This is a genomic window from Neorhizobium sp. 2083, from assembly GCF_031455615.1.
Classification (GTDB): Bacteria; Pseudomonadota; Alphaproteobacteria; order Rhizobiales; family Rhizobiaceae; genus Neorhizobium.
On sequence record NZ_JAVDTC010000004.1, the window covers coordinates 592315 to 617421 of the forward strand.

Consider the following 25107-nt stretch of genomic DNA (forward strand, 5'->3'; position numbering starts at 1 on the left):
GCCGATCTAGCGCTGGAACCGCTTGGCGACCCAGGAATAGCCGTTTTCCATGAGCCGGACCGGACTGGTCATCAGGGTCTTCACGCCCTCGGTCGTCGGCAGCACGGTCTTGACCCGCTGGATGGCACGGCCCGCGAGCGTCTCCTTCTCCTGCTGCGTCACAGGTTCGTCGGCGATCGCCGGCGCCGGCTGCGCGGGCTGCGGGACCTCCGGCCGCGACTGCGGCACCGGCGCCTTGGCCACTTCGGTGGCTTCCGGTTTCTGGCAGACGGCGATGAGCATCGGATAGGGCTGGTTGGCGTATCCGGAAAGCTGCTGCTCCGAAACGGAATTGCACATCTCGATGCTCGGCCAGCGGCTTTCGGCAGTGGCGATATAGTGGCAATCCGTCCCGGCGTCGTTGCAGCCGAGAATGGTCATGACAATCAGTGCGGAATTCATGTCGTCCCCGTCAATATGGCGACGGACTTAGAGCGGGCAATCTGGGCTCAACCAAGGCAGCTTTCGGCGCAACGCCGCATCCGTTAAAGATTACGCATCCGGCGGAGCCTTGGAGACCGAAATGACCGTGACGATTGCCATCGAGCCGCCGCGCCAGGCGGGGGTACTGAGGCTTCTCGAACTCTCCGACGCCTATGCGGCATCGCTCTATCCCGCCGAGAGCAATCACATGGTGGATGTCGCGACGCTCGAGGAAGAGCACGTGTCGTTCTTCGTGGCGCGGCAGGGCGAGGCGGTTCTCGGCTGCGGCGCCCTGGTCGAGGCGGGTGACGGTGCGGGCGAGATCAAGCGGATGTTCGTCGACGAGGCGGCGCGCGGCCTCAAACTCGGCCGACGGCTGCTCGACGCGATCGTCGATCGGGCCGGGGCGCTTGGCCTTTCGGTGATCCGGCTGGAAACGGGCATCCATCAGCCACAGGCAATCGGACTTTATCGCGCCCATGGCTTTGTCGAGACCGGGCCTTTCGGAGACTACAGGCCCGATCCGCTCAGCATCTTCATGGAGAAGACACTTTCCTGACGACCGGAAGGTCGGGCGGCAGGTCCGGAGACGGCGTCTTGGCGACCTCGGCAGTTTCCGCCTCGGTCACGTCGGCCATCTTCACCTCGCGGATCCATTCGCGCCAGATCGACACGAGCAGCGCCATCAGGACCGGACCGATGAACAGGCCGAGAAAGCCCATCGTGCTGACGCCACCGACGAGACCGAAGAAGGTCGGCAGGAAGGGAAGCTTGATCGGACCGCCGACCAGGCGCGGCCGAAGCGTCTTGTCGACGATGAAGAGCTCGACCGTACCCCAGATGAAAAGACCGGCGCCGGCGACATAGGCACCGTTGGCGACCAGGTAGAACGAGATCAGCGAGAAAGACAGTGGCGCGCCACCCGGGATCAGCGCCATCAGGCCGGTGAGCACGCCGAGCGTGACGGGCGAGGGGACGCCCGCGATCCAGTAGGCGATACCGAGCACGATGCCTTCGCCGATCGCAATCAGCGTCTGGCCGGTCACGGTGGAACTGATCGTCCTTGGAACGACGCGGGAGATGCGCTCCCAGCGGGTCGGCAGGATGCGCTCGCCGAGAAGGTCGATCTGCTCGCTGAAGGAACCGCCGTCGCGATAGACGAAGAACAGCGCGATCAGCATGAAGAGCAGCGTCAGCACCAGGTGGAAGGCGCCGTCGCCCGCCGCCACGATGGCGCGGTAGATATTGCCGATATTGGCGCCCGAGACGATCTGGATGAGTTCGCCGACAGCGCCTGGCGATCCGACATGCTGGACCCACTGGATGCCGAGCCATTCGCCGACCCACGGAAGGCCCGTGATCCAGGCCGGCGGCGGCGCGCCGAAACGGTTCACCTCGGCAGCCCAGATGATCCACTGGCGCACTTCACCGATCGTGTAGGAGATCGCGATGCCGATCGGCACGATGAGGAAGGTGAGGATGAAGACGATGGCGAGCGAGGCGCCGATGGTGGTGTTGCCGCCGGTGCGGCGTAGCAGTTCCCGGTACAGCGGCCAGCTGGCAAAGCCGATCACCAGAGCGGCCAGGACCGGAACCAGGAATCCATGGAAAAAATAAATGCCGGCGGCGGCGACGAGCACCAGAAGCCAGCGGGCAGCGGAGATCGGCGGGATGAGCGCGACCCTGCTCGGCGCGACCGGCCCAAGCCAGCGCGGCTCTTTCGGGCCCTTGCGATCGTTATTTCCGCTCACCGCATTTCCTTTTTTCATTTTCACCATCATATGGCTTATGAGGCTCCCTGGTACAAGACTAATGCGTCATCCATTAAAAGGAAGCTTACTCCTTGCCCTAGACGGCAGATGCGATAGAAATATGAAATCGCTTTCCGGCAGAGCCGGAAGTACGGAACAAACGTTCTTGATGAAGTTTTCCTAGCTTCGATGGAATACCGAAGTGTCTGATGCCCATTCCATCGGCCAGACTGTCTTCAGGGATTTGCAATATGCCTTACAGGGACACGGTCGATCTCAGCAATTGCGACCGAGAACCGATCCATATCCCCGGCAGCATTCAACCGCATGGATGCCTGATCGCCTGCGATGCCGCCGGCGCGATCGTGGTACAGCACTCCGCCAACGTGGGGGAGATGCTTGCGATCGCGGGAGACATCAACGGCCGGCGCCTGGAGGAGATCGTCGGCGGGGAGGCCGCGCACACATTGCGCAATGCGCTCGCGACGTCCGACAACCCGGCGCGGCCGGCGCTTCGGCATGGGCTGAGATTTGCCTCGGGTGCTGCGTTCGACGTTTCGATCCATCGCTTCGAATCCAAGATAATCCTGGAATTCGAACCGGCCTCGGTCGATTCCGATCAGCCGCTCGAAGTCGCGCGCATGCTGATCAGCCGCATCCGCAACGTGGCCAGCCTCGACAGGCTGGTCGAGAGCTCGGCGCGGCTGATCTATGCCATGCTCGGCTACGACCGGGTGATGATCTATCGTTTCGAAGAGGATGGCGCCGGAAAGGTCGTCAGCGAATACAAAAGGCGCGACCTCGAGAGCTTCAAGGGCCAGTATTTCCCGGCAGGCGACATTCCGAAACAGGCCCGCGCGCTTTACGTCAAGAACACCATCCGGGTGATCTCCGACGCCAGCAATCCCCGCGTCCCGATCGTGCCGGAAAATGACGAGGCAGGCGAGCCGCTCGACCTGTCCTTCGCGCATCTGCGCAGCGTGTCGCCCATCCATTGCGAGTATCTGCGCAATATGGGCGTCGCCGCCTCGATGTCGATCTCGGTCGTCGTCGATAACGAGCTCTGGGGACTGATCGCCTGCCACCACTATTCCCCGAAAGCGCTTTCGATGCCGCAGCGGGTGGCGGCGGAAACGTTCGGAGAATTCTTCTCGCTGCATCTGAGCGCCTTGAAGCAACGGCAGCTGATGGAGACCGCGGGCCAGGCGCGGCGGTCCCTCGACCGCTTCCTGCAGGCCGCCTCCCACAATGCGGACATCACCGCGCTGCTGCGCAGTTCGCTCGGAGATTTCGGCCATATGTTGAGCTGCGACGGCATAGGCCTGTGGCTCGGCGGCGTGTGGACGGGCGAGGGGGTCGTGCCGCCGGCTGACCTGATCGAGGAGCTCGCCGAGCTCGTCGGCGGTGTCGCGGCGGGCAAGATCTGGTCCAGCTTCCAGCTCAGCGTGGATCTGCCGGGGTTGCGCATTTCTCCCGACACGGTCTGCGGCGTGCTGGCCATCCCGCTTTCCCAACGCCCCCGCGACTACCTGTTCTTCTTCCGCCGCGAGATGGTGCAGACGCTCGACTGGGCCGGCAATCCCGACAAATCCTACGAGACAGGCCCTCTCGGGGACCGGCTGACGCCGCGCAAGAGTTTCGCTATCTGGAAGGAAATGGTGCATCGGCAGGCCCAGCCGTGGACCGACAGCGACCGCGAGATCGCCGACGCGATCCGTGCGGTGCTGGTCGAGGTGGTCCTTCACCACAACGAGCTGCTCGCCGACGAGCGCGGCAAGGCGGACGTGCGCCAACGGATGCTGAACGAGGAACTGAACCACCGGGTCAAGAACATCCTTTCGGTGATCAAGGCGCTGGTGGGCCATTCGGTCGATGCGGATGTCAGTCTCAAGGATTATGTCGGTTCGCTCAAGGGACGCATCCAGGCATTGGCCTTTGCCCATGACCAGGTGGTGCGCGGCGGCGATGGCGGGGTGCTGTCCGATCTTCTGGAAGCGGAGCTGAAGCCCTATAGCGAGGGGACCCGCAGCGTCACACTCAAAGGGCCACGCATCTGGCTCGACAGCCGCGCCTTTTCGGTGATGGCGCTGGTGCTGCACGAGATGTCGACCAATGCCGCCAAATACGGCTCGCTCTCCGTCAATGGCGGACGGCTGGATATCGAGTGGCGGCGGCTCGCCAACAACGATTGCGAGCTTGTCTGGACGGAAGGTGGCGGTCCCCCGGTAAACCTCCCGTCGCGTGCCGGTTTCGGCAGCGTCCTGATCACCCGCAGCGTGCCCTACGAGCTCGAGGGCGAGGCAAAGGTGGAATATCCCCCCGAAGGGGTGAGGGCGCGCTTCCTGGTGCCGGCCAAACACATCCACGGCGATGACGAGCTGACGGAAGCCGAAATCGCAGAGGGCAACGGCGCCGCCGGTCAAGAGGCCGCTCCGTCGCGGCTTCAGGATCTCGAATTCCTGCTGGTGGAAGACCAGATGCTGATTGCCGCGGATGTCGAAGTGATGCTTGCCGAACACGGCATCGACAAGGTAACGACGACGCCCTCGGCGGCGGACGCTTTCCGCAAGATCGAGGAATTCGCGTTCGACGTCGCGATCCTCGACGTCAATCTCGGCTCGGGCACGTCGCTGCCGGTCGCCGAGGAACTGATCCGCAGGAATATTCCCTTCGTTTTCGCGACCGGCTACAGCGACAAGTCGATCATCCCGGCGAGTTTCTCGGCGCCCGTCGTGCGCAAACCCTACGAGGCGGCAGCCCTGATCAGCGCCGTCACCAAAGTGCTTGCCGGACGGAGCTGACCTTCATGACGACGCCGGAATTCCTGATGGTGTTCGGGCGTGCACTGATCGGCGGGCTTTTTGTCGTCGCCGGGATCCGGCATTTCTTCATTCTCCCCGCGGTGGCCGCGCCGATGGCGGCGCGTGGCATACCGCGTCCGCAAGAGGCCCTGATCGTCGGCAGTATATTCGAAACGGTTGCCGGCTTGATGGTGATCTTCGGCTTTTACACCGGCTGGGCGGCGCTCGGGCTTGCCGGCTTCACGCTGGTTGCCTCGTGGATCATGCTCGACTTCTGGAACAAGCAGGGCTTTGCGCGCGAGGGCGCGATCAATGGCTGGATCGCCAATACCGGCGTGGTCGGCGGCCTGCTGATCGTGGCCGCCGAAGGTTTCTGACCTATGGGCCTTTGAGGGTATCCAAGCCGGAGGTCCGGCTCAGATATCGAGGTTTTCCGCAAACGCGGCGCGTTCCTGGATGAAGCGGAAGCGGGCATCCGCCTTGGTGCCCATCAGGTTGTCGACGGCTTCGCGGGTGCCTTCGAAATCCACGTCGTCGATCGAAACGCGCAGCAGCGTGCGATGGGCGGGATCCATCGTGGTTTCCTTGAGCTGCGACGCCATCATTTCGCCCAGGCCTTTGAAGCGGCCGATCTCGACCTTCTTGCCCTTGAACACCGTTTCCATCAGTTCCGCCCGATGGGCGTCGTCGCGGGCATAGACCGTCTTGCCCCCCTGGCGCAGCACGTAGAGCGGCGGCACAGCCAGGTAGAGGTGGTTGCCGCGGATCAGTTCCGGCATTTCCTGGTAGAAGAAGGTGATCAGCAGCGAGGCGATGTGGGCGCCGTCGACGTCCGCATCGGTCATGATGATGATGCGTTCGTAGCGGAGGTCTTCCTCGCGGTATTTCGTGCGGGTGCCGCAGCCGAGCGCCTGGATGAGATCGGCGATCTGCTGGTTGGCGGAAAGCTTTTCACGGCTTGCGCTGCCGACGTTGAGGATTTTTCCGCGCAGCGGCAGGATCGCCTGGTTGGCGCGGTTGCGGCCCTGCTTGGCGGAGCCGCCGGCCGAGTCACCTTCGACGATGAAGAGTTCGGCGCCCTCGGCGGTATTCTGCGCGCAGTCGGCGAGCTTGCCGGGCAGGCGCAGCTTGCGCACCGCCGTCTTGCGGTTGACTTCCTTTTCCTTGCGGCGGCGCAGGCGCTCCTCGGCGCGCTCGATCACCCATTCGAGGAGTTTCGCCGCCTCGGCCGGATTGCCGGCAAGATAGTGGTCGAAGGGGTCGCGCAGGATATTTTCGACGATGCGCTGGGCTTCGACGGTCGCGAGCTTGTCCTTGGTCTGGCCGACGAATTCCGGCTCGCGGATGAAGACCGAGAGCATGCCGACCGCCGAGATCATCACGTCATCGGTGGTGATGTCCTTGGCGCGCTTGTTCTGGGTCAGGTCCGCATAGTTCTTGAGGCCTTTGGTCAGCGCGATGCGCAGGCCAGCCTCATGGGTGCCGCCTTCGGGGGTTGGGATGGTGTTGCAATAGGAATGCAGTTCCGGATCGCCGCCATACCAGGTGATCGCCCATTCCATGGCGCCGTGGCCGCCGGTCTTTTCGGTGCGGCCGGCGAAGATTTCGCGGGTGACCGTAAAGTCCTTGCCGAGCGTGGCGGAAAGATAATCCTTCAAGCCGCCGGGGAAGTGGAAGACCGCCTTTTCCGGGATGTCGCCGCCCGGGGCCACCATGCCCGGGTCGCAGCTCCAGCGGATCTCGACGCCGCCGAACAGATAGGCCTTGGAGCGCGCCATGCGAAAAATACGGCCGGCATCAAATTTCGCGTGTTCGCCGAAGATCTGCGGATCGGGGTGGAAGCGCACCCTGGTGCCGCGGCGGTTATGGACGTCGCCGAGCTCTTCCAGGCCGCCCTGCGGCACGCCGCGCGAAAAGCGCTGGCGGTAGAGTTTTCGATTGCGGGCGACCTCCACCTCGAGAAGATCGGACAGCGCGTTGACGACGGAGACGCCGACGCCGTGCAGGCCGCCCGATGTCTCGTAGGCCTTGCCGTCGAACTTGCCGCCGGCATGCAGCTTGGTCATGATCACTTCGAGCGTCGACTTGCCCGGAACCTGGGGGTGATTTTCCACCGGGATGCCGCGGCCGTTATCGGTGACGGTCAGGAAACCCTCGGCATCGAGATGGACTTCGATGAAATTCGCGTGACCGGCAACCGCCTCGTCCATCGAGTTGTCGATGACTTCGGCGAAGAGGTGGTGCATCGCCTTTTCGTCGGTGCCGCCGATATACATGCCGGGGCGCATGCGCACCGGTTCCAGCCCCTCGAGCACGCGGATCGAGGAGGCGCCGTAATCGTCGCCGGACAAGGTCGTCGGGGCAGGCCGCGGGGTCGAGGGCTCCGCCTTGAGGGCGGGCGCGGGTTCGACGGCGACCGGCTTTGCTGTCACCGGCAAATCGGCAAAAAGGTCGTTATTGTCATCCATCGGCTGCGTCGGTACTACCTGTCGGGGTGCGGAAGAGGAAGCCATACCCATCTCGTGCTGTTTCGAATCACTCGCGATTCTGCCAGAAACCCGGCTTTTTCGCGATGCCGCATGGAAACGGTCGTTTTTCACCAATGCTGCGCCGATCGGGCCATGGCAAGCTTGCGAGGCTGAGGGAACCTGATGAAACCAAGCATGTCCACAGTTCATTTCGTTTTCGGCACGCTTCTTGCTCTTCTCGCACCTCTTGCCGCCGTGCCGGCAAACGCGCAGGAAGGGCCGATCAAGCCCTTCAAGGACGAGCTGTTTTCGCGCATGACGGTGCTGCAATCCTCGGACGGCGGCGCCTTCGAGGTGATCGACTACCAGGAAATGCGCGACATCAACGGCCGCGACCGTGAGCCGGAACGACGCGTCAAGGATGAATATGTCTCCCTGGGCGTCAGGGGTTCCCAGCAGAACGAGACGCTGGAGCTCGCCGGACGCCGGCTCGATGTCACCAGAGTGGGACAGGCCGAGGGCGCCGCCTTTACGGTGATCTTCATCCATGGCCGCGGCGGCGACCGCCGGCTCGGCGTCAACGACTACACGTTCGGCGGCAATTTCAACCGGCTGAAGAACCTCGCCGCCGGCAATGGCGGCACCTATTATTCGCCGAGCGTGACCTCGTTCGACGACAAGGGTGTGGCCGATATCGCCGCGCTGATCCGTTATGCGTTCGACCGGTCGTCGGGGCGGCCGGTGATCCTCGCCTGCGCCTCGATGGGCGGGTTCATCTGCCAGGGCATCAGCCGTGACGCCCAGGCGGTGCGGTATCTGAAGGGGGTTGCGCTGCTCGGCGGCCCGCCGGACCCTGTATTGCCGAAATCGGCGCTGGCCAAGCGCAAGCTGCCGATCTATTTCGCGCATGGCGGCAGCGACAGCGTCTACAAGTCCGAGGATCAGGCGGCGGTCTATCGCAAGCTGAAGGCAGCGCGCTACCCGACCCGGTTCACGCTGTTTGCGACCGGCAGCCACGGCACGCCGATCCGGATGGTGGACTGGAGGAAGGTCCTGAATTTTCTGCTGACGGGGCACTGAAACAGCGGCCGTTAACCAAAGACTTGAACCAAAACCTGTCTTTTGCATACCAATTGCTGCAGGATGTGTCTAAAAACACGGTTCCCGAATAGATGGAGGTTTCGGTTCCGCCCGCCGGAACCGAATGGAGAGGAAATATTTGCCGATGACGCCTGACGTGCGCCCGCTCGTTGCCGGAAACTGGAAGATGAACGGCACCCGCGAGTTCCTGACCGAAATCAAGACGATTGCCGATGGGGTGATGGGAGCGCTTTCGGAAAAGGTCGATACGCTGATCTGCCCGCCGGCGACGCTGCTCTATGTCGCGACCGCATTGTCGACCGACAGCCCGCTCGAGATCGGCGGCCAGGATTGCCACCAGAATGCCAGCGGCGCCCATACCGGCGATATTTCCGCGGAGATGATCGCCGACTGCTTCGGCACCTATGTGATCGTCGGACATTCGGAACGCCGGGCCGACCATGCGGAGACCGACCATCTGGTTCGCGCCAAGGCGGAGGCGGCCTATGCCGCCGATCTGACGGCGATCGTCTGCATCGGCGAAACCGGCGACGAACGCGACGCCTACCAGACCCTAGACGTCCTCAAACGGCAGATTTTCGGCTCGCTGCCCCAGTCGGCAAACGCCGACAACACCGTCGTCGCCTATGAACCGATCTGGGCGATCGGCACCGGACTGACGCCGACGGTCAAGGATATCGAAATCGCCCATGCCTTCATGCGGGCGGAACTCGTCCAGCGGTTCGGCGACGAAGGCAGGCGGATGCGCATTCTCTATGGCGGCTCGGTCAAGCCGGGCAACGCCCGGGAGTTGATGAACGTCGAGAATGTCGACGGCGCACTGATCGGCGGCGCGAGCTTGAAAGCCGCGGACTTTCTCGCCATCTACGGGGTCTATGAGGAACTGACGGCCTAAAGCTCTTGATAGGGCTTGGAATGCGCGCGGGCCTCATGTAAAGAGCCGCCAATCTTCTTCTATTGCCTCGTCGAGGGGCAGGGATCTTTAATTCATGCAGACCGTTCTGATCGTCATTCATCTCATGATCGTGCTGGCGCTGGTCGGCGTCGTGCTGATCCAGCGCTCCGAGGGCGGCGGGCTCGGCATCGGCGGGGGCTCCGGCTTCATGTCGGCACGCGGCACCGCCAATGCGCTGACCCGCACGACCGCCATTCTCGCGACGCTGTTCTTCATCACGTCGCTCGCGCTTGGCATTCTCGCCCGGTACGAATCCCGCCCGAGCGACATCCTGAACCGCATCCCGCAGAGCCAGCAGGGCACGGGCGGCGGTATTCTCGACCAGCTCGGCCCGGCGCCTGCGCCGGCTCCGGCAGGCAACGGCGTTCCGTCCGGCTCCGGCGCATCCGCTCCGGCACCGGCAGCGCCTGCGACCGGCGCTGCGCCGGCACCTGCCGCCCCCGCCACCGGTTCGGCGCCTGCCGCTCCGGCTGCACCGGCGGGTGTTCCGACCGGCCAGTAAGGCGCGGTCGACGTTTCAAGCTCCGGCAGGCCAAAAGCCTGCCGGTTTTATTTTGTGAAGATTCCACAGCCGTTTTGATAAAGCGGACGATTTGGGCTGGCGGAATCACCAATGAAAAGGTATCCGGTGAATCCCATGGCGCGATATGTATTCATAACTGGCGGCGTGGTTTCTTCCCTCGGAAAAGGAATTGCGGCCGCGGCACTCGGAGCTTTGTTACAAGCACGAGGTTACCGGGTTCGGCTGAGAAAGCTCGATCCTTATCTCAACGTCGATCCGGGCACGATGAGCCCGACGCAGCACGGCGAGGTGTTCGTCACCGACGACGGGGCGGAAACAGACCTCGATCTCGGTCACTACGAACGCTTCACGGGGCGTTCGGCAACGAAGACCGACAACATCACCACGGGTCGCATCTACAAGAACATCATCGACAAGGAACGCCGCGGCGACTATCTCGGCGCGACCGTCCAGGTGATCCCGCACGTCACCAACGAGATCAAGGATTTCGTGACCGAAGGCAATGACGACTACGATTTCGTCATCTGCGAGATCGGCGGCACGGTGGGCGACATCGAGGCGATGCCGTTCATGGAAGCGATCCGCCAGCTCGGCAACGATTTGCCGCGCGGCACCGCAATCTATCTCCACCTGACGCTGATGCCGTTCATTCCGGCGGCTGGCGAGCTGAAGACCAAGCCGACCCAGCACTCCGTCAAGGAACTGCAGGCGATGGGGATTGCCCCCGACATCCTGCTCGTGCGCGCCGACCGGGAAATCCCGGAAGCCGAACGCCGCAAGCTGTCGCTGTTCTGCAACGTGCGTCCGTCCGCCGTCATCCAGGCGCTCGACGTCGCCAATATCTACGACGTGCCGATGGCCTATCACAAGGAAGGCCTCGACAACGAGGTGCTTGCCGCCTTCGGCATCGAGCCGGCCCCGAAGCCGCGTCTGGATGCCTGGGAAGAGGTCTGCAACCGCATCCGTACGCCGGAGGGCGAGGTGACGATCGCGATCGTCGGCAAATATACGGGCCTCAAGGACGCCTACAAGTCGCTGATCGAGGCGCTGCATCACGGCGGCATCGCCAACCACGTCAAGGTCAAGCTCGAGTGGATCGAATCGGAAGTCTTCGAGAAGGAAGATCCGGCACCCTGGCTCGAAAAGGTCCACGGCATCCTGGTGCCGGGCGGTTTCGGCGAACGCGGTTCGCAGGGCAAGATCAATGCGGCGCGCTTTGCGCGCGAACGCAAGGTGCCGTATTTCGGCATCTGCTTCGGCATGCAGATGGCGGTCATCGAGGCTGCCCGCAATCTGGCCGGCATCGAGAAGGCGTCTTCGACGGAATTCGGCCCCGCCAAGGAGCCGGTGGTCGGCCTGATGACCGAATGGGTGAAGGGCAACGAACTCGAAGTCCGCTCGGCGGCCGGCGACCTCGGCGGCACGATGCGTCTCGGCGCCTACAAGGCGGCGCTCAAGAAGGACACCAAGATCGCCGAGATCTACGGCTCGACCGATATTTCCGAGCGTCACCGTCACCGCTACGAGGTGAATATCGACTACAAGGACCGGCTGGAAAACTGCGGTCTGGTCTTCTCGGGCATGTCGCCGGATGGCGTGCTGCCTGAGACGATCGAATATCCGGACCATCCGTGGTTCATCGGCGTCCAGTACCATCCGGAACTGAAGAGCCGGCCACTCGATCCGCATCCGCTGTTTGCAAGCTTTATCGAAGCGGCTCTGGAACAAAGCCGCCTCGTTTAAGGACATCCGACAAAAGGCAGGGTCACGCACCCTGCCTTTTTGCTATCGGGCGGAGATGTTCCGTTTTTCGCACTGGCGGCATTGCCGCAACATCCCCTATGCTCGCCGGAATTGTTCTTTTCATTTCAGCGGTGCGACATGGGTATTTTTGACAGATTTTCTCTTGAGGGGCGCGTGGCGCTCGTCACCGGCAGCGGTCGCGGGCTTGGCCTGCAGATGGCGAAGGCCCTGGCGGAGGCCGGCGCGCATGTCGTGCTCAGCGGCCGCTCGAGCGACTTGCTCGAACAGGCCGTGGCCTCGATCACCAGCGCTGGAGGCAAGGCGAGTGCCGCTGCCTTCGACGTCGCGGATCTCGATGCCGGACGCGAGACGATCGCCAGGCTTCACGCGGATCATGGCCGGCTGGATATCCTGATCAACAATGTAGGAGCCCGCGACCGGCGCGTGTTTGCAGCGTTCAGCGATGCCGAAATCCTGAACCTGATCCAGACCGATCTGCTCTCGGCGATTGCGTTGTCCCGAAGCGCCGCTGAGATCATGAAGGGGCAGGGATACGGCCGTCTCATCTCGGTCACCTCGATCATCGGCAGCATGGCGCGCGCGGGCGACGCCATCTATCCCATCGCCAAACAGGGCCTGACCGGGCTGGTGCGAAGCCTTGCGGCCGAATACGGCCCGTTCGGCGTCACCAGCAACGCGGTTGCGCCGGGCATGTTCGCGACCGAGACCAATGCGGGGATTTCCGCGGATCCCGGCATGATCGCCTTCATGCGCCAGCGCGTGCCGCTGCAGCGATGGGGCCAGCCCGAAGAGATCGCCGGTGCCGCGCTGTTTCTGGCAAGCGACGCCGGCTCCTTCGTCAACGGCCATGTGCTGACCGTCGACGGCGGCATGTCCATACAGATGTGAGGGCCGTCATGCCGCCTGCGGCAGCGGTCCGACATAGACCGAACGCGGGCGGATCAGCCGGCCTTCCAGCGCCTGCTCGCGGGCATGGGCGATCCAGCCGACCGTGCGGCCGATGGCAAAAACGCCGGTAAAGGCCTCGCGCGGGAATTTCAGCGCGTCGAGCAGCAGGGCGGTATAAAATTCCACGTTGACGTCGAGCGGCCGATCGGGCTTGCGCTCCCTGAGGATGGCGAGTGCAGCCTGTTCCACCGCTTCGGCAAGCCGGATCCGGTCGAGATCCACCTGGCCGGTGGCGACAAGCGGCTCCAGGGCGTGTTTCAGCGCATCGGCGCGCGGGTCGCGAACCCGGTATATGCGATGGCCGAAGCCCATCAGCCGTTCGCCGCGGTCGAGCGCATCGGCCAGCCACGCTTTGGCATTCTCCTGCGTGCCGACAGCATCCAGCATGTCGAGTACGGGTCCCGGCGCACCGCCGTGCAGCGGGCCTTTCAGCGCGCTGATCGCCGCGAGCACGCTGGAGGTGAGGCCGGCCTTGGTCGAGGCGACGACGCGCGAGGCGAAGGTCGAGGCGTTGAGGCCATGGTCGGAGATCGTCACCAGATAGGCGTCGAGCGCTGCGACCTGTTCCCGCGTCGGCAGGCTGCCGCTCAGCATGGCGAGAATATCGGCGGACTGGGAGAGCGACGGCTTCGGCGCCACGGGTGTCTCCCCCTTCTGGAGCCTCAACACGGCCGGCAGGAAGACGGCGGGAGCGGCAAGCAGGCGCAGGGCCGTCTCCAAGTCCTCGCCATCCGGCAGCCGTGCGATCAGGGCGCGCATGGCATCGACCGGCGGCAGGTTCAGGAGCGCTTCATCGGCGGAGACCACGTGCGAAAAAACTTCGGCGCGGGCCTCGCCAAGACGGGTCTTCAGATCGGTCGCGCTAAGTGGCTGTTCCAGCATGCCATCCAGCAACAGCACGGCCACGTCTTCAAAGGTCGCGTGCGAGACGAGGAGGTCGAGAGAGACGCCGCGGATGACGAGGCGGCCGGCTTCCCCGTCCACGTCCGAAAGCCGGGTCTCGGCGGCGATGACATCTTCAAGTCCGTTGTTTTTCATGGGTGTTTCTCCTTTACGTGAAGGATGATCGGACCTAGTCTTATTGACGTCAATCTTGATGCAATCGATCAATATGAACATGCTCTGGATCACAGCCGAAGAGGCGCTTTCCCGGCTCGGGACCAAGCCGCAGACGCTCTATGCCAATGTCAGCCGCGGCCGCATCCGGGCGAAGGCGGATCCGGCCGATCCGCGCCGCAGCCTTTACCAGGCCGACGACGTCAGGCGTCTCGCGGAACGCCATGCCGGACGGCGCCAGTCGGAAGCCGTGGCGGCCGACGCGATCCGCTGGGGCGATCCGGTCCTGCCGACGTCGATCTCGACGATTTCGGGCGGGCGGCTGCTCTATCGCGGTCGCGATGCCGTGGAGCTTTGCGAGCATGCGACGTTCGAGCAGGTGGCCGCGCTGCTCTGGGATACGGAAGGCGTGCGTGTCGCGGCAGGCGGAGAGGGGCAGAGCGACACCAGCCGCATGACGGCCGCCTTTTCGGGACTTTCGGCCCGCGTGATGAGCGACCTGCCGGCGCTCTACCGGAAACCCTTCGTCCTGCGCGCCGAAGCGGCGGACGTTCTCTCGACCGTGGCCAAGGCGCTCGCGCCCTGGCCGGAACCGCAGCCGCTGCACGAGCGGCTCGCGCTCGGCTGGCAGCGTCGCGAAGCCGCCGAGCCGATCCGCAGGGCACTGGTGCTTGCGGCCGAGCACGAGCTCAACGTTTCGGCCTTTGCGGCGCGCGTGACGGCATCGTCGGGTGCCGCACTCTCGGCGGCGACCCTGTCGGGCCTTGCCACACTCACGGGCCCGCGGCACGGCGGCGCGTGGGTGAGCGTCACGGCGCTGGTGGAGAAGGCGGCCTCGGTCGGTGTCCGCGAGGCGATCCGCGGCATGTTGTCCTCGGAAGGCATCGTCAGGCCCTTCGGCCACCGGCTCTATCCGCAGGGCGATCCAAGGGCGCGGGCGCTGATGGCGAGTTTCGGAGTGCCGCCGCTCTATGCCTCGCTTGCCGAGGCGGGCGAGGACCTGCTCGGCGAACCGGTCAATATCGATTTCGCACTGGCGGCGCTCGCCGCTGTCTTCGCGCTTCCGGAGGATGCGCCGCTCGTCATTTTCGCGCTTTCCAGGACCGCCGGCTGGCTGGCGCATGCCATGGAACAGGTCGAAAGCGGCCACCTGATCCGGCCCAGGGCGCGTTATGCCGGTCCCGGCGGCGATTCCGGTGCATAGCCTGTCGCAAAGATGACCGTTTCCCATGCTGCCATCACACTGTGACGGAAACTCTTCTATTCTCGCATACGAATCAGGGTGAGCATGGACGATGTTGGGCGACGATTTTAGCTTGAGTTTGAGCCTGTTCGTGGCGCAGGGCCGCGAACGCGATACGGCCGAGTTCTACAAGAACGTGTTTGGTGCCAGGGAAACGAATTCCTACGAGATGCTGCGGCTGACGATGATCGAGCTTCAACTCGGATCGATCGGCATCGTCGTCTGCGGTTCCGATCCCGAAAAGGAGTCGGCGCCTTCCTACCAGGGGCCCTATCATCCGAAAAACGACGGGGCCGTCAGCACGATCTTCCAGTTGACGGTGCCCGATGTCGAAAGCGTGGTCGATGCGGCGTTCGAATTCGGCGGCATGATGCGCGACCGGATCCAGACGGACATGAACGGCCGGCAGGTGGCGTCGATCTTCGATCCGGCCGGCCATGTCTGGGTCTTGATCGAACGCGCTCCGGACGAGGAATAGTCTCGTCTGCCAGTTGGCGTGATCAGCGGATATCCCGATAGGCAGCAAGAGCACGGTCGCGGGCGAAACCGTGGTCGACGATCGGATTCGGATAGGTCTTTCCCAGCCGGACGCCCGCTTTTTCCAGGACGTGCTCCGGCGCTTCGAAAGGCTTGTGGATGTATTTTCGGTCGAGCCTTGCCAGTTCAGGCACATATTCCCGGACATAATCGCCATCCGGATCGAATTTCTCGCCCTGCAGGACAGGGTTGAAGATCCGGAAGAACGGGGAGGCATCCGCGCCGGAGCCCGCGACCCATTGCCAGTTGGCGGCATTGTTGGCCGGATCGGCATCGACCAGCGTATCGCGGAACCATCTTTCGCCCCGGCGCCAGTCGATCATCAGGTCCTTGATCAGGAAGGATGCAGTGATCATGCGGACGCGGTTGTGCATGAAGCCGATGCGCCAGAGCTGGCGCATGCCGGCATCGACAATCGGATAGCCGGTCAGGCCCTTGGTCCACGCATGAAACTCTGCGGGGTCGTATTCCCATTGAAAGCCGTCGAACCTGCCATCCCAGTTCCTGTCGTGCAGTTCGGGGAATTCGGCGAGCAGATTGTAGCAGAAGTCGCGCCAGGCGAGCTCGCGGCGGAAATGGACGACGTCGTCGGCAGCCCTTCGAGAAAAGCCCCGTACGGCATGCCAGATGCGGGCGGGGGAGACCTCGCCATGCGCCAGGTGCGGCGAGAGGAGGGACGTGGCGTCGACCGACGGCAGATCGCGGCCGCGCTTGTAATCGTGCAGGTCGCCATCTACGAAGCTGCGAAGCCTTTCCTGCGCGCCCGCTTCGCCCGGCGTCCATGTTTTTCCGAAGTCCTTGGCCCAATCGGGTTTCCTCGGCAGCAGAGCCCAATAGTCGAGATTTTCGGACGATGGAAAATGCTCGGGCGATGGGATTTTCGTCGGCGGGTCGGCTGGTTCGTGGGGCTCGCCGGCCTTCTGAAGCGCATTCCAGAACGGCGTAAACACCTTGAAGGCGCCGCCGGCACCGGTGCGGATGGATTTCGGCTCGTGCAGGAGCTGTCCATGAAAGGCGCGGATGGCGATGTCGTGGGTTTTCAGCTCAATGGCGATGTCCCGGTCGAACAGCGTCCGCTCATAGGCGCGGTTGGCGAAGACGGTTTTCGCGCCGGTCCTGCGGGCGAGACCGGCGAGCACGTCCCCGGCCTTGCCAGTGGCAAGGACAAGGTCACTGTCCAGGGACTTTAGTGAGACCTGTAGCGCGACAAGCGAATGATGCAGCCACCAGGCCTGCGCGGCACCGAGCGGCCCGATGTTCAGATGTTCCGGTTCGCGGATATAGACCGGGATGACCGGGCCGCCCGCCTCGATCGCGGCATTCAGCGCCGGGTTGTCGTCGAGGCGAAGATCCTTGCGGAACCAGAGGATGGCGGGGGCCGGTTTTTCAAGAGACACGGTCTTCTCCGTTCAGGGCATTGCTGCCCCAAGGTACGGATTTCGAAAGTGATCGGATCACCGTCAGGGGCGGATTAGCAGGATCGGGCAGGGGGCGCCGGCCGGCAGTTCCGGCGCATGCGCCGGGCGGACGATCAGGCCGTCGGAATGGGCAAAGATCTTCATCATCGACGAGTCCTGCTTATCGAACGCCTCGGCGACCAGATTGCCGTCGCGATCCCTTGTCAGCCTGGCGCGCAAATAGTCCTGGCGCTGGTCGTTGGCGGCAAGCCCGTGGGCCGTGACACCCTGGACCTCGCGGCGCCTTTCCGGCAGATGCGCGAGCCTGCGGATCAGGGGCTCGAGGAAGAGCATGCCGGTGACGAGGCTTGCGACCGGGTTGCCGGGCAGGCCGAGGACCTGCATGCCGCCGAGCGCGCCGACCATCAGCGGCTTGCCCGGCCGCATGGCAATGCGCCAGAAATCCAGCTCCATGCCGGCGGCCTTCAGCGTCGATTGTACCAGGTCATGGTCGCCGACGGATGCACCGCCGAGCGTCACCAGCACGTCGACTTCCGCCGCGCGGGCCTTGTCGATCGCCGCGGTAATATCCTCGGACCGGTCGCGGACGATACCGAGATCGACGACCTCACCGCCATTGTCACGCACCAGGGCGGAGACGCCGAACGTGTTGGAGGCGATGATCTGCGCTGCTGCGGGTGTCGCGCCGGGCGGAACAAGCTCGTCGCCGGTTGCGAGGACTGCCACGCGCGGACGACGGTAGACGGTGAGCGCCGCATGGTTCATGGCCGCGGCAACCGTCAGATGCGAGAAGTCCAGCACCGTGCCGGGCGGCAGGACCGCTTCGCCCTCGGTAAAATCCTGGCCGCGGGGGCGGATATGCCGCCCCTTCACCACGTCGAACTTCGTGCGGATCCGGGTGCCCTCAAGTTTTTCGGCATCTTCCTGGATAAGCACGCAATCGGCACCTTCCGGTACCGGGGCACCGGTGAAGATGCGCACGGCCTCGCCCTTGTTCAGCGTGCCCTCGAAAGCGTGACCGGCGGCGGCTGTGCCGATCACGGTCAGTTCCGAGCCGATCGACGGCGCATCCGCCGCGTTGAGCGCGTAGCCGTCCATGGCAGACGCATCGAAGGGCGGCTGGGTGAGGCGGGCGACCAGTTCGGCGGCAAGCACGCGCCCGTTCGCATCGCCGAGAGCAACCGTTTCCACCGCTTCGATCGGGCGTGCATTGCCGAGAAGGCGGCTCTTCGCTTCGGAAACGGGCAGCAGCGCCATGTCTCAATCCCCTGCGCGGTAGGTTCCGGATTTGCCGCCGGTCTTTTCGAGAAGGCGGATGCCGCCGATCTCCATGGCCCGGTCGACGGCCTTTGCCATGTCGTAGATGGTCAGGCAGGCGACCGAGGCTGCCGTCAGCGCTTCCATCTCGACCCCGGTCTTGCCGGTGAGTTTGGCGGTCGCGGTCACCCTGAGGCCTGGAAGGGTCTCGTCCTCGGTTATGTCGACGACCACTTTGGTCAGCATCAGCGGATGGCAGAGCGGGATCAAATCCGAGGTCTTCTTGGCGGCCATGATGCCGGCAAGGCGAGCGGTGCCGATCACGTCGCCCTTCCTGGCATTGCCCTCGCGGATCAGCGCCAGCGTCTCCGGCAGCATGCGGACGTAACCCTCGGCGGTCGCCGAGCGGGTGGTTTCGGCCTTGTCGCCGACATCGACCATATGCGCCTCGCCGGAGGCGCCGATATGGGTGAGGCCCGTCATTATTCCGCCGCCTGGGCCGCAGCCTCGCCGGTCAGGAGAAGCCGGGTTGCCGCGGCCACGTCGTCCTTGCGCATCAGGCTTTCGCCGACGAGGAAGGTGCTGATGCCGACCTTTTTCAGGCGCTGGCAATCCTCGTGGGTGAAGATGCCGCTTTCGCCGACGAGCAGCCGTTCGGCCGGCACCATCGGAGCCAGCCGCTCGCTCGTTTCGAGGCTGAGCTCGAACGTGCGAAGATTGCGGTTGTTGATGCCGATCAGCGGCGAGGGGAGTTTGAGCGCCCGCTCGGTCTCTTCCTCGTCATGCACCTCGATCAGCGCATCCATGCCGAGTTCGGCCGCCACGTCGTAGAGTTCGCGCGCCTCGTCGTCGGAGAGCGAGGCCATGATCAGCAGGATGCAATCGGCGCCCCAGGCGCGGGCCTCGTGGATCTGGTAGGTCTCGAACATGAAATCCTTGCGCAGCGCCGGCAGCGAGCAGGCGTTGCGGGCAGCGGTCAGGAATTCGGGCGCGCCCTGGAAACTCGGCGCGTCGGTGAGCACGGAGAGGCAAGTGGCGCCACCGGCTTCATACGCCGCGGCAAGCGACGGCGGATCGAAATCCGGCCGGATCAGGCCCTTGGACGGGCTTGCCTTCTTGATCTCGGCGATCAGCCCGAAGGCACCGGCATCCTGCCTGGCCTTCAGCGCACGGTGAAAGCCGCGCGGGGCCGGCTGATCCGCGGCACGGGCCTTCAGTTCGGCAAGCGGTACGCTCGTCTTCGCGGCCGCGATCTCCTCGCGCTTGTAGGCTTCGATCTTCTTGAGGATATCCGTCATGGCCTCAATCCTTGTCGTTCGAGACGGCGACCAGACGGTCGAGCGCCGCAGCTGCTTCGCCGCTGTCCAGCGAGCGGGCGGCAAGCCTCATGCCGTCGGCGATCGTCTCCGCCTTGCCGGCGACGACCAGCGCGGCAGCCGCGTTGCAGAGCGAAATATCGCGATAGGCATTCTTGGCACCGCCGAGCACGCTGCGCAAGGCAGCCGCATTGTGAACCCCGTCGCCGCCCTTGAGCTCGTCGAGCGTGGCCGGCTGCACGCCAAAATCCGTCGGCGTCAGCTCGAAGGAGCGGATCTTGCCGCCCTCCAGCGCGGTTACCTGGGTCACGCCGGTCGTGGTGATCTCGTCCATGCCGTCACCATGGACGATCCAGACCGTTTCCGAACCGAGATCGCGCAGGACTTCGGCGATCGGGCCGAGCCATTTCGGTGCGAAGACGCCGAGAAGCTGGCGTTTGGCGCCGGCCGGGTTGGAAAGCGGGCCGAGCAGGTTGAAGATCGTCCGCGTGCCGAGCTCGACGCGGCTCGGGCCGACATGGCGCATGGCCGCGTGGTGCATGGAAGCGAACATGAAGCCGATGCCGGCCTCGCTGATACAGCGGGAAATCTGGTCGGGACCGATCTCCAGGTTGACGCCGAGAACGCCAAGCGTATCGGCCGTGCCGGATTTCGAGCTCTGCGCCCGGTTGCCGTGCTTGGCGACGGGCACGCGGCAGCCGGCGACGATCAGGGAGGCGAGGGTGGAGATGTTGTAGGTGCCGAGGCCATCGCCGCCGGTACCAACGATATCGATGGCATCAGCAGGGCCGGAGACGGGCAGCATCTTCGAACGCATCGTCTCGACGGCGCCGGTGATCTCGGCAACCGTCTCGCCGCGGACCCGCAGCGCCATCAGGAAGCCGCCGATCTGCGACGGCGTCGCCTCGCCGGACATCAGGATCTCGAAAGCGCCTCTTGCCTCTTCGTGGCTGAGGCTCTCGCCATTGGCAACCTTGGCAAGCAGGGGTTTCAGCTCAGACATGGTCGACCATTCCTCTGGTTTACTGGAGCATGGCCTGGTCAACGACGGTCTGGTTGACGGACACGCCGTAGCTGCCCTTCAAGCTGTTGACCATCTGATCGAGCATATCGTCGCCGGCCGCATTCGCCATCTGCTGCAGCTGCTGGTCGCCGGAGAGCGCATCCGAGGTCGCCTGATCGACGGCCGCCACCTTCATCAGGAGGCGGCTGTCGCCGTCGGCGCCAAGTGCGGTTGCCGTCGTATTGACCGGGCCGGAGAAGGCGGCGGAAATGGCCTCGTTGCCGAAGATCGCATCCTCGGCGCCGCGGCGCAGGCCCTGCTTGTTCTCCACTGCCACGCCAAGCTCGGCGGCGATGGTGGCAAGCGTCTCGCCCTTGTCGAGGCGGCCCTTGAGTTCGGTCGCCCTGGCAGCAAGCGCCTGGCGCTGCTGTTCGGCGGTCCAGTCTGCAACGGCCTTGTCGCGCACGTCCGCGAGCGGGCGCTCGCGCTCCGGCGCGATGTTGCGAACCTCAAACCAGATGTAACCGTCATTGCCGAGGCTCACCGGGATGGTGTCGGCGCCCGGATCGGTGCGGAAAACCTCGCCGAGCAGCGTGTTCGAGGCCGGAAGCTCGGTGATCCGCTGCTCCTTTTCGTTGCGCCCCGAAGCGTCGGCCGTCACCGTGACGGCCTTGAGGTTGAGCGCCTTGGCGGTATCCTCCAGCGAGGTGCCGCCGCTGCGCATGTCTTCGAAACGGTCGTGGACGCTCATGACTTCCTGGGACGCGGAGGAGACCGCAAGCCGCTTGCGGATCTCTTCCTTGACCTCGTCGAAGGAACGCGTCGATTCGGGGCGGATATTGGTGACGCGCAGGATGACCGGGCCGAACGTGCCGTTGACGACGGGCGTCGTTCCGCCACTTGCAGCCACCTTGAAGGCCGGTTCGGCAAAGGCCGGATCGGGCATGCTCTCCTTGGTGAAATCACCGAGCAGGACGTCCGTCGCGGTCTTGCCCTGATCCTTGATGATCTGGTCGAACGTGGCGGTGCCTTCCTTGAGCTGCGTCGCGGCGGCCTGCGCCATTTCCTTGTTGGGGAAGGGGAGCTGCTCGATCGTGCGGGTCTCGTGCGTCTTGTAGCTGTCCTTGCGCTTTTCGTATTCGGCGCGCGCGGCTTCGTCGGTGATCGAAGACGCGTCGGCGATATCGCCGGGCTGCAGCTTCACATAGGTGAAAGTGCGGTATTCGGGTGCGCGGTAGCGAGTCTTCACGCCTTCGAACCAGGCGGCGAGCACGTCGTTTGCCGGCGCCTTCACCGGGTCGATATTGGCATTGGACAAGAGTACGTAGTCGATCGAGCGGGTCTCGTCGCGATAGCTCTTTAGGGCATCGACCAGCACTTTCGGTGGCTGGAAGCCATCGGAAACCGCCTCGACGATCTGGCTGCGCACCGCGACCTTGCTGCGCTCCTTGATGTAGTCGTCTTCGCGGATGCCGGCATTGCGCAGGCGCGAGGTGAAGAGGTTGCGGTCGAACTGGCCGTTGACGCCCTTGAAGGCGGGATCTTCAGCGATCAGGCCGGCAAGGCGGTCTTCCGAGAGCCCGAGGTTCATGTCGTGGGACAGTTGATCGAGTGCTGCGCCGGCGGCGAGCTGGGTGAAGACCTCGTTCTGGATTCCGAAGGCGCGGGCCTGCTCGGCGGTCAGCTGCGTGCCGAACTGACGGCTCAGGTTTGCGATCTGGCGCTGATAGGCCAGGCGGAATTCCTGGCTCGAGATCTGCTGGTCGCCGACGGTCATCACCGTGTTGCCGTTTGCCGTCACCAGCGAGTGAGAAACACCCCAGATGGCGAACGAGGCAACCAGAAGCAGGAGAAGCGACTTGGCAACCCAGGAGCGGGCGGCGTTTCTGAGGGAATCAAGCATCGATCAACATACCTTGCGAACAGTCCTGCCGCCGGAAAAGGCGGATTGAAGGACTGTCTCTAAATCAAACCGAGATAGAAATGAAGGCATGCCGGCGGAAAAGCGAAAATCCCGTTCAGGCGCGTCTCGCGGTCTTCGCAATCGACGAAATCAGGCCCGCATTCAGCCGGTCGGCCAGGGCCTGCGCATCCCGCGGCGCGCGCACTTTCACGTCGTTGTCGAAATAGACATAGACGTCCAGCCCGTGTGCACGCGGCGGGGAGGGCGGCCCGACATGCTCGGCATCCTTGGGGTCGCGGCCCTTCGCCCATTGACCGATCAGCTGCGCCCAGCGATCGAGCGCCTTGTCGTCGTAGCCGCTGACATATAGCTGTTCGGAACCGTGCAGGCGGCAATAGACGAAACCGGCCGTGAGATCCATCAGCAGCGGCCATTCGACCGTATCTGCCACGACCAGGCCGACCTTGTAGTGACGCAGCAGGTCGATAAACTCCTGCGAACGAAAGCTGTCATGGCGGATTTCAAGCGCATGGCGGATCGGCCGATCCGCATCGGTTTCGAGATGGGCGCGTCCGTCGAGCCGCGCATCGTGCCGACGGGCGAGTTCGACGGCATCCCCGGTCGTCTTCGGCAACAGCTTCAGAAAGGGCTCGAAACGTTCCGCATCGAATTTCATCCGCGGGGGAAACTGCCAGAGAACCGGCCCGAGCTTCCTGCCGAGGCGCAGAACGCCGGATGCCAGGAAATTTGCAAGCGGCGTCTCGATGTCGGTGAGGCGGCGCATATGGGTTATGTAGCGCGACCCCTTGATGGCGAAGACAAAATCATCGGGCGTCGCATCGTACCATGCGGCAAAGCTTTCCGGGCGCTGAAGTCCGTAGAAGGTGCCGTTGATCTCGATCGAGCGGAAATGCTCGGCGGCATAAGCCAGTTCCTGCTTCTGTGGCAGGCCCTTGGGATAAAATACGCCGCGCCAGGGCTTGTAGGTCCAGCCCGAAATGCCGATCCGGATATCGCCCGACTGCTTCTTCATCGCACCACCTGAGGTCACGGTGATGCGAACACTTTTCCGGTGCGGCGGTTCCCGCCATCCGCTTTATTTCGTGAAGATGAAGAAGGCTCCGAGCGCGATGAAACAGAAGCCGACGATCTGCTTCCAGTGGATCGGTTCGCCGAGATAAAGCACGGAGAAGATCACGAAGACCGAGAGCGTGATGATCTCCTGAATGGTCTTCAGCTGCGCCGCATTGAAGTAGCCATAGCCGATACGGTTTGCCGGCACCTGGGCGCAATATTCGAAGAAAGCGATGCCCCAGCTCACAAGGATGACGAGATAGAGGGGCTTGCTCTCAAATTTCAGGTGGCCGTACCAGGCGAACGTCATGAAGACGTTCGACAGGATCAAAAGGCCGATGGTGAGGAGGGGCGTGGCGTTGGCAAACATGGGAGAATCCGTACGAGGCTGCTAATGCGCTACGGCAACCACGTTCTCCCGCCAAACACAAGCCGGCAAATACCGTCCACGGGGTCCGGCGCTTCAAGCCCTGATGGCAAAGCGCCGAAAAGGCACGGCAAATTCAGTGGAGCGTTTCGGGACGAATTTCGTCCTGGAGAATGCGAAAAGCCTCGTAGAGCGCCTCGACCAGAATATCGGTCAGCTTGTCGGCGTCGTTGTCGTGCAGGAACAGCGCGAGCGACTGTTCGGACGGCTGGTGAGTATTGGTTTCATTCGACATATCATGGTCCTCAATCTAAGCCGGAATCATTCCGGATGAGGTTGACGCTAGGGACGCTTGCTTGCGCCGGGCTTGACGTTCTCGTGACAAGACCGGCAAGCGCCCGGCAACACCCGTGTGGGAACGGGTGTCGCATGGATAACGTTCCCGATTTGATACACCGTCGGAAATGGAGCGTCGTCATCACGCCTGGAGATCGAGGGCGATGCTCTTCCTTCCGGGCCGTCATTTTGCCGGCTGCAGGACACGGTGGTGGCGATGGACGCCCGATGGAGTTGCCAGCAGACGAGACGACCAAAGGATTTGGAGGAGCAGACGCATGGATCGGTTCAGCGGCGGTTGTCTTTGCGGCAAGGTCCGATTTGTCGCGTCCGGAAAACCATACCGGGTCGGCCTCTGTCACTGTCTCGACTGCCGCAAACATCACGGCGCTCTTTTTCACGCTTCAGCGATTTTCCCCGATGACGCGGTCGCGATCGACGGCGAGACCCGCGGCTATGCCGGACGGTTTTTCTGCCCGAACTGCGGTTCGCCCGTTTTTGCGCGCACCGCCGACGAAATCGAAGTGAACCTCGGATCGCTGGACGCCCCGGACCAGTTGATGCCGACCTACGAACTCTGGACCATCCGCCGCGAGTCCTGGCTGCCGCCGTTTCCGCTCGCCAGACGATACGAACGCGATCGCGACTCAACGAGCCGATCTGAGGAATAGGCAGCACGGACGGCGAGGAGGCGGCGCGTTTGCAAATGGAAGCCACCCGCTCACAAACGATGTCAAAGCTGAATAGGGCTGCGACGCTGTCAGCCAGTTAGAAACGCGACACTGGCTCTGGTGGTCAGCCCCCGATCCGGCCGGCTGGGCCGG

At 63.7% G+C, this 25107-nt stretch carries 24 protein-coding genes; 11 read left to right on the plus strand and 13 right to left on the minus strand.

The features are described 5' to 3' along the window. Positions 1-6: 6 nt before the first annotated feature. Positions 7-441 carry a hypothetical protein gene (locus J2X76_RS19145; protein ID WP_310218844.1) on the minus strand — a complete coding sequence of 145 codons (435 nt, stop codon included), beginning with the start codon at positions 439-441 and terminating at the stop codon, positions 7-9. A gap of 121 nt (positions 442-562) precedes the next feature. On the opposite strand from J2X76_RS19145, the gene J2X76_RS19150 reads away from it, so the two are divergent. Further along, positions 563-1021, plus strand: a complete 459-nt coding sequence (locus J2X76_RS19150; protein ID WP_310218845.1) for a GNAT family N-acetyltransferase — start codon at positions 563-565, stop codon at positions 1019-1021. Here the strand turns inward: J2X76_RS19150 and J2X76_RS19155 are convergent. After that, entirely contained in the window at positions 999-2213 is a 1215-nt protein-coding gene (locus J2X76_RS19155) for an AI-2E family transporter (RefSeq protein ID WP_113130939.1), read from the minus strand. The two genes, J2X76_RS19150 and J2X76_RS19155, sit on opposite strands and share 23 nt — an antisense overlap. Before the next feature lie 251 nt (positions 2214-2464). Between J2X76_RS19155 and J2X76_RS19160 the strand changes: the two genes are divergently transcribed. Together J2X76_RS19160 and J2X76_RS19165 are read left to right on the plus strand one after the other, a co-directional pair. Beyond that, on the plus strand, positions 2465-5014 hold the full coding sequence (locus J2X76_RS19160; RefSeq protein ID WP_310218847.1) for an HWE histidine kinase domain-containing protein: 2550 nt from the start codon (positions 2465-2467) through the stop codon (positions 5012-5014). 5 nt (positions 5015-5019) lie between these two features. Beyond that, positions 5020-5391, plus strand: a complete 372-nt coding sequence (locus J2X76_RS19165) for a DoxX family protein (RefSeq protein ID WP_310218849.1) — start codon at positions 5020-5022, stop codon at positions 5389-5391. Positions 5392-5430: 39 nt separating this feature from the next. Here J2X76_RS19165 and parE read toward each other — a convergent pair whose 3' ends face one another. Continuing rightward, the gene (gene parE / locus J2X76_RS19170) at positions 5431-7482 is read right to left on the minus strand and encodes a DNA topoisomerase IV subunit B (protein WP_310218900.1); all 2052 of its coding nucleotides are present in this window, start codon (positions 7480-7482) and stop codon (positions 5431-5433) included. Positions 7483-7677: 195 nt separating this feature from the next. Between parE and J2X76_RS19175 the strand changes: the two genes are divergently transcribed. The 5 genes from J2X76_RS19175 (at position 7678) to J2X76_RS19195 (ending at position 12713) form a co-directional block, all read left to right on the plus strand. Continuing rightward, the gene (locus J2X76_RS19175; RefSeq protein ID WP_310218850.1) at positions 7678-8562 is read left to right on the plus strand and encodes an alpha/beta fold hydrolase; all 885 of its coding nucleotides are present in this window, start codon (positions 7678-7680) and stop codon (positions 8560-8562) included. A gap of 145 nt (positions 8563-8707) precedes the next feature. Further along, complete coding sequence (gene tpiA, locus J2X76_RS19180; protein ID WP_310218851.1) at positions 8708-9478, plus strand: triose-phosphate isomerase; 771 nt, start codon at positions 8708-8710, stop codon at positions 9476-9478. A 94-nt stretch (positions 9479-9572) separates the two neighbouring features. Beyond that, complete coding sequence (gene secG / locus J2X76_RS19185; protein ID WP_310218852.1) at positions 9573-10040, plus strand: preprotein translocase subunit SecG; 468 nt, start codon at positions 9573-9575, stop codon at positions 10038-10040. 126 nt (positions 10041-10166) lie between these two features. Beyond that, complete coding sequence (locus J2X76_RS19190; protein WP_310218901.1) at positions 10167-11804, plus strand: CTP synthase; 1638 nt, start codon at positions 10167-10169, stop codon at positions 11802-11804. Positions 11805-11942: 138 nt separating this feature from the next. Then, positions 11943-12713 carry an SDR family oxidoreductase gene (locus tag J2X76_RS19195; protein WP_310218854.1) on the plus strand — a complete coding sequence of 257 codons (771 nt, stop codon included), beginning with the start codon at positions 11943-11945 and terminating at the stop codon, positions 12711-12713. Positions 12714-12719: 6 nt separating this feature from the next. Here the strand turns inward: J2X76_RS19195 and J2X76_RS19200 are convergent, their stop codons facing one another. Next, positions 12720-13811, minus strand: coding sequence for a citrate synthase/methylcitrate synthase (locus J2X76_RS19200; protein ID WP_310218856.1), 1092 nt, complete (start codon positions 13809-13811; stop codon positions 12720-12722). Positions 13812-13890: 79 nt separating this feature from the next. Here J2X76_RS19200 and J2X76_RS19205 point away from each other — a divergent pair, with 79 nt between their 5' ends. Together J2X76_RS19205 and J2X76_RS19210 are read left to right on the plus strand one after the other, a co-directional pair. Then, on the plus strand, positions 13891-15033 hold the full coding sequence (locus tag J2X76_RS19205) for a citrate synthase (RefSeq protein WP_310218902.1): 1143 nt from the start codon (positions 13891-13893) through the stop codon (positions 15031-15033). A 112-nt stretch (positions 15034-15145) separates the two neighbouring features. After that, entirely contained in the window at positions 15146-15550 is a 405-nt protein-coding gene (locus tag J2X76_RS19210) for a VOC family protein (RefSeq protein ID WP_310218857.1), read from the plus strand. Between the two features lie 22 nt (positions 15551-15572). On the opposite strand, the gene J2X76_RS19215 is transcribed toward J2X76_RS19210, so the two are convergent. The 9 genes from J2X76_RS19215 to J2X76_RS19255 all read right to left on the minus strand — a co-directional run bounded on the left by J2X76_RS19215 (position 15573) and on the right by J2X76_RS19255 (position 24242). Beyond that, positions 15573-17006 (minus strand): deoxyribodipyrimidine photo-lyase, encoded by a 1434-nt coding sequence (locus tag J2X76_RS19215; RefSeq protein WP_310218859.1) that lies wholly within the window; start codon positions 17004-17006, stop codon positions 15573-15575. Positions 17007-17069: 63 nt separating this feature from the next. After that, on the minus strand, positions 17070-18284 hold the full coding sequence (gene glp, locus J2X76_RS19220; RefSeq protein WP_310218860.1) for a gephyrin-like molybdotransferase Glp: 1215 nt from the start codon (positions 18282-18284) through the stop codon (positions 17070-17072). Between the two features lie 3 nt (positions 18285-18287). Next, positions 18288-18767, minus strand: coding sequence for a cyclic pyranopterin monophosphate synthase MoaC (moaC, locus tag J2X76_RS19225; RefSeq protein ID WP_113130919.1), 480 nt, complete (start codon positions 18765-18767; stop codon positions 18288-18290). Then, positions 18767-19582 carry an indole-3-glycerol phosphate synthase TrpC gene (trpC, locus tag J2X76_RS19230; RefSeq protein ID WP_310218861.1) on the minus strand — a complete coding sequence of 272 codons (816 nt, stop codon included), beginning with the start codon at positions 19580-19582 and terminating at the stop codon, positions 18767-18769. Before trpC ends, moaC begins: the two co-directional genes overlap by 1 nt. Positions 19583-19586: 4 nt before the next feature. Next, a complete protein-coding gene (gene trpD, locus J2X76_RS19235) occupies positions 19587-20603 on the minus strand; it encodes an anthranilate phosphoribosyltransferase (protein WP_310218863.1) in 1017 nt (338 codons plus the stop codon). Between the two features lie 19 nt (positions 20604-20622). Further along, positions 20623-22506: a peptidylprolyl isomerase gene (locus tag J2X76_RS19240; protein WP_113130922.1), complete on the minus strand. Its 1884-nt coding sequence runs from the start codon at positions 22504-22506 to the stop codon at positions 20623-20625. A gap of 115 nt (positions 22507-22621) precedes the next feature. Then, the gene (locus J2X76_RS19245; protein ID WP_310218865.1) at positions 22622-23539 is read right to left on the minus strand and encodes a DUF72 domain-containing protein; all 918 of its coding nucleotides are present in this window, start codon (positions 23537-23539) and stop codon (positions 22622-22624) included. A gap of 63 nt (positions 23540-23602) precedes the next feature. Further along, positions 23603-23950 carry a DMT family protein gene (locus J2X76_RS19250; RefSeq protein ID WP_113130924.1) on the minus strand — a complete coding sequence of 116 codons (348 nt, stop codon included), beginning with the start codon at positions 23948-23950 and terminating at the stop codon, positions 23603-23605. 133 nt (positions 23951-24083) lie between these two features. Beyond that, the gene (locus J2X76_RS19255) at positions 24084-24242 is read right to left on the minus strand and encodes a hypothetical protein (RefSeq protein WP_310218866.1); all 159 of its coding nucleotides are present in this window, start codon (positions 24240-24242) and stop codon (positions 24084-24086) included. Between the two features lie 319 nt (positions 24243-24561). On the opposite strand from J2X76_RS19255, the gene J2X76_RS19260 reads away from it, so the two are divergent. Continuing rightward, positions 24562-24954, plus strand: coding sequence for a GFA family protein (locus J2X76_RS19260; RefSeq protein WP_113285442.1), 393 nt, complete (start codon positions 24562-24564; stop codon positions 24952-24954). Positions 24955-25107 lie beyond the last annotated feature (153 nt).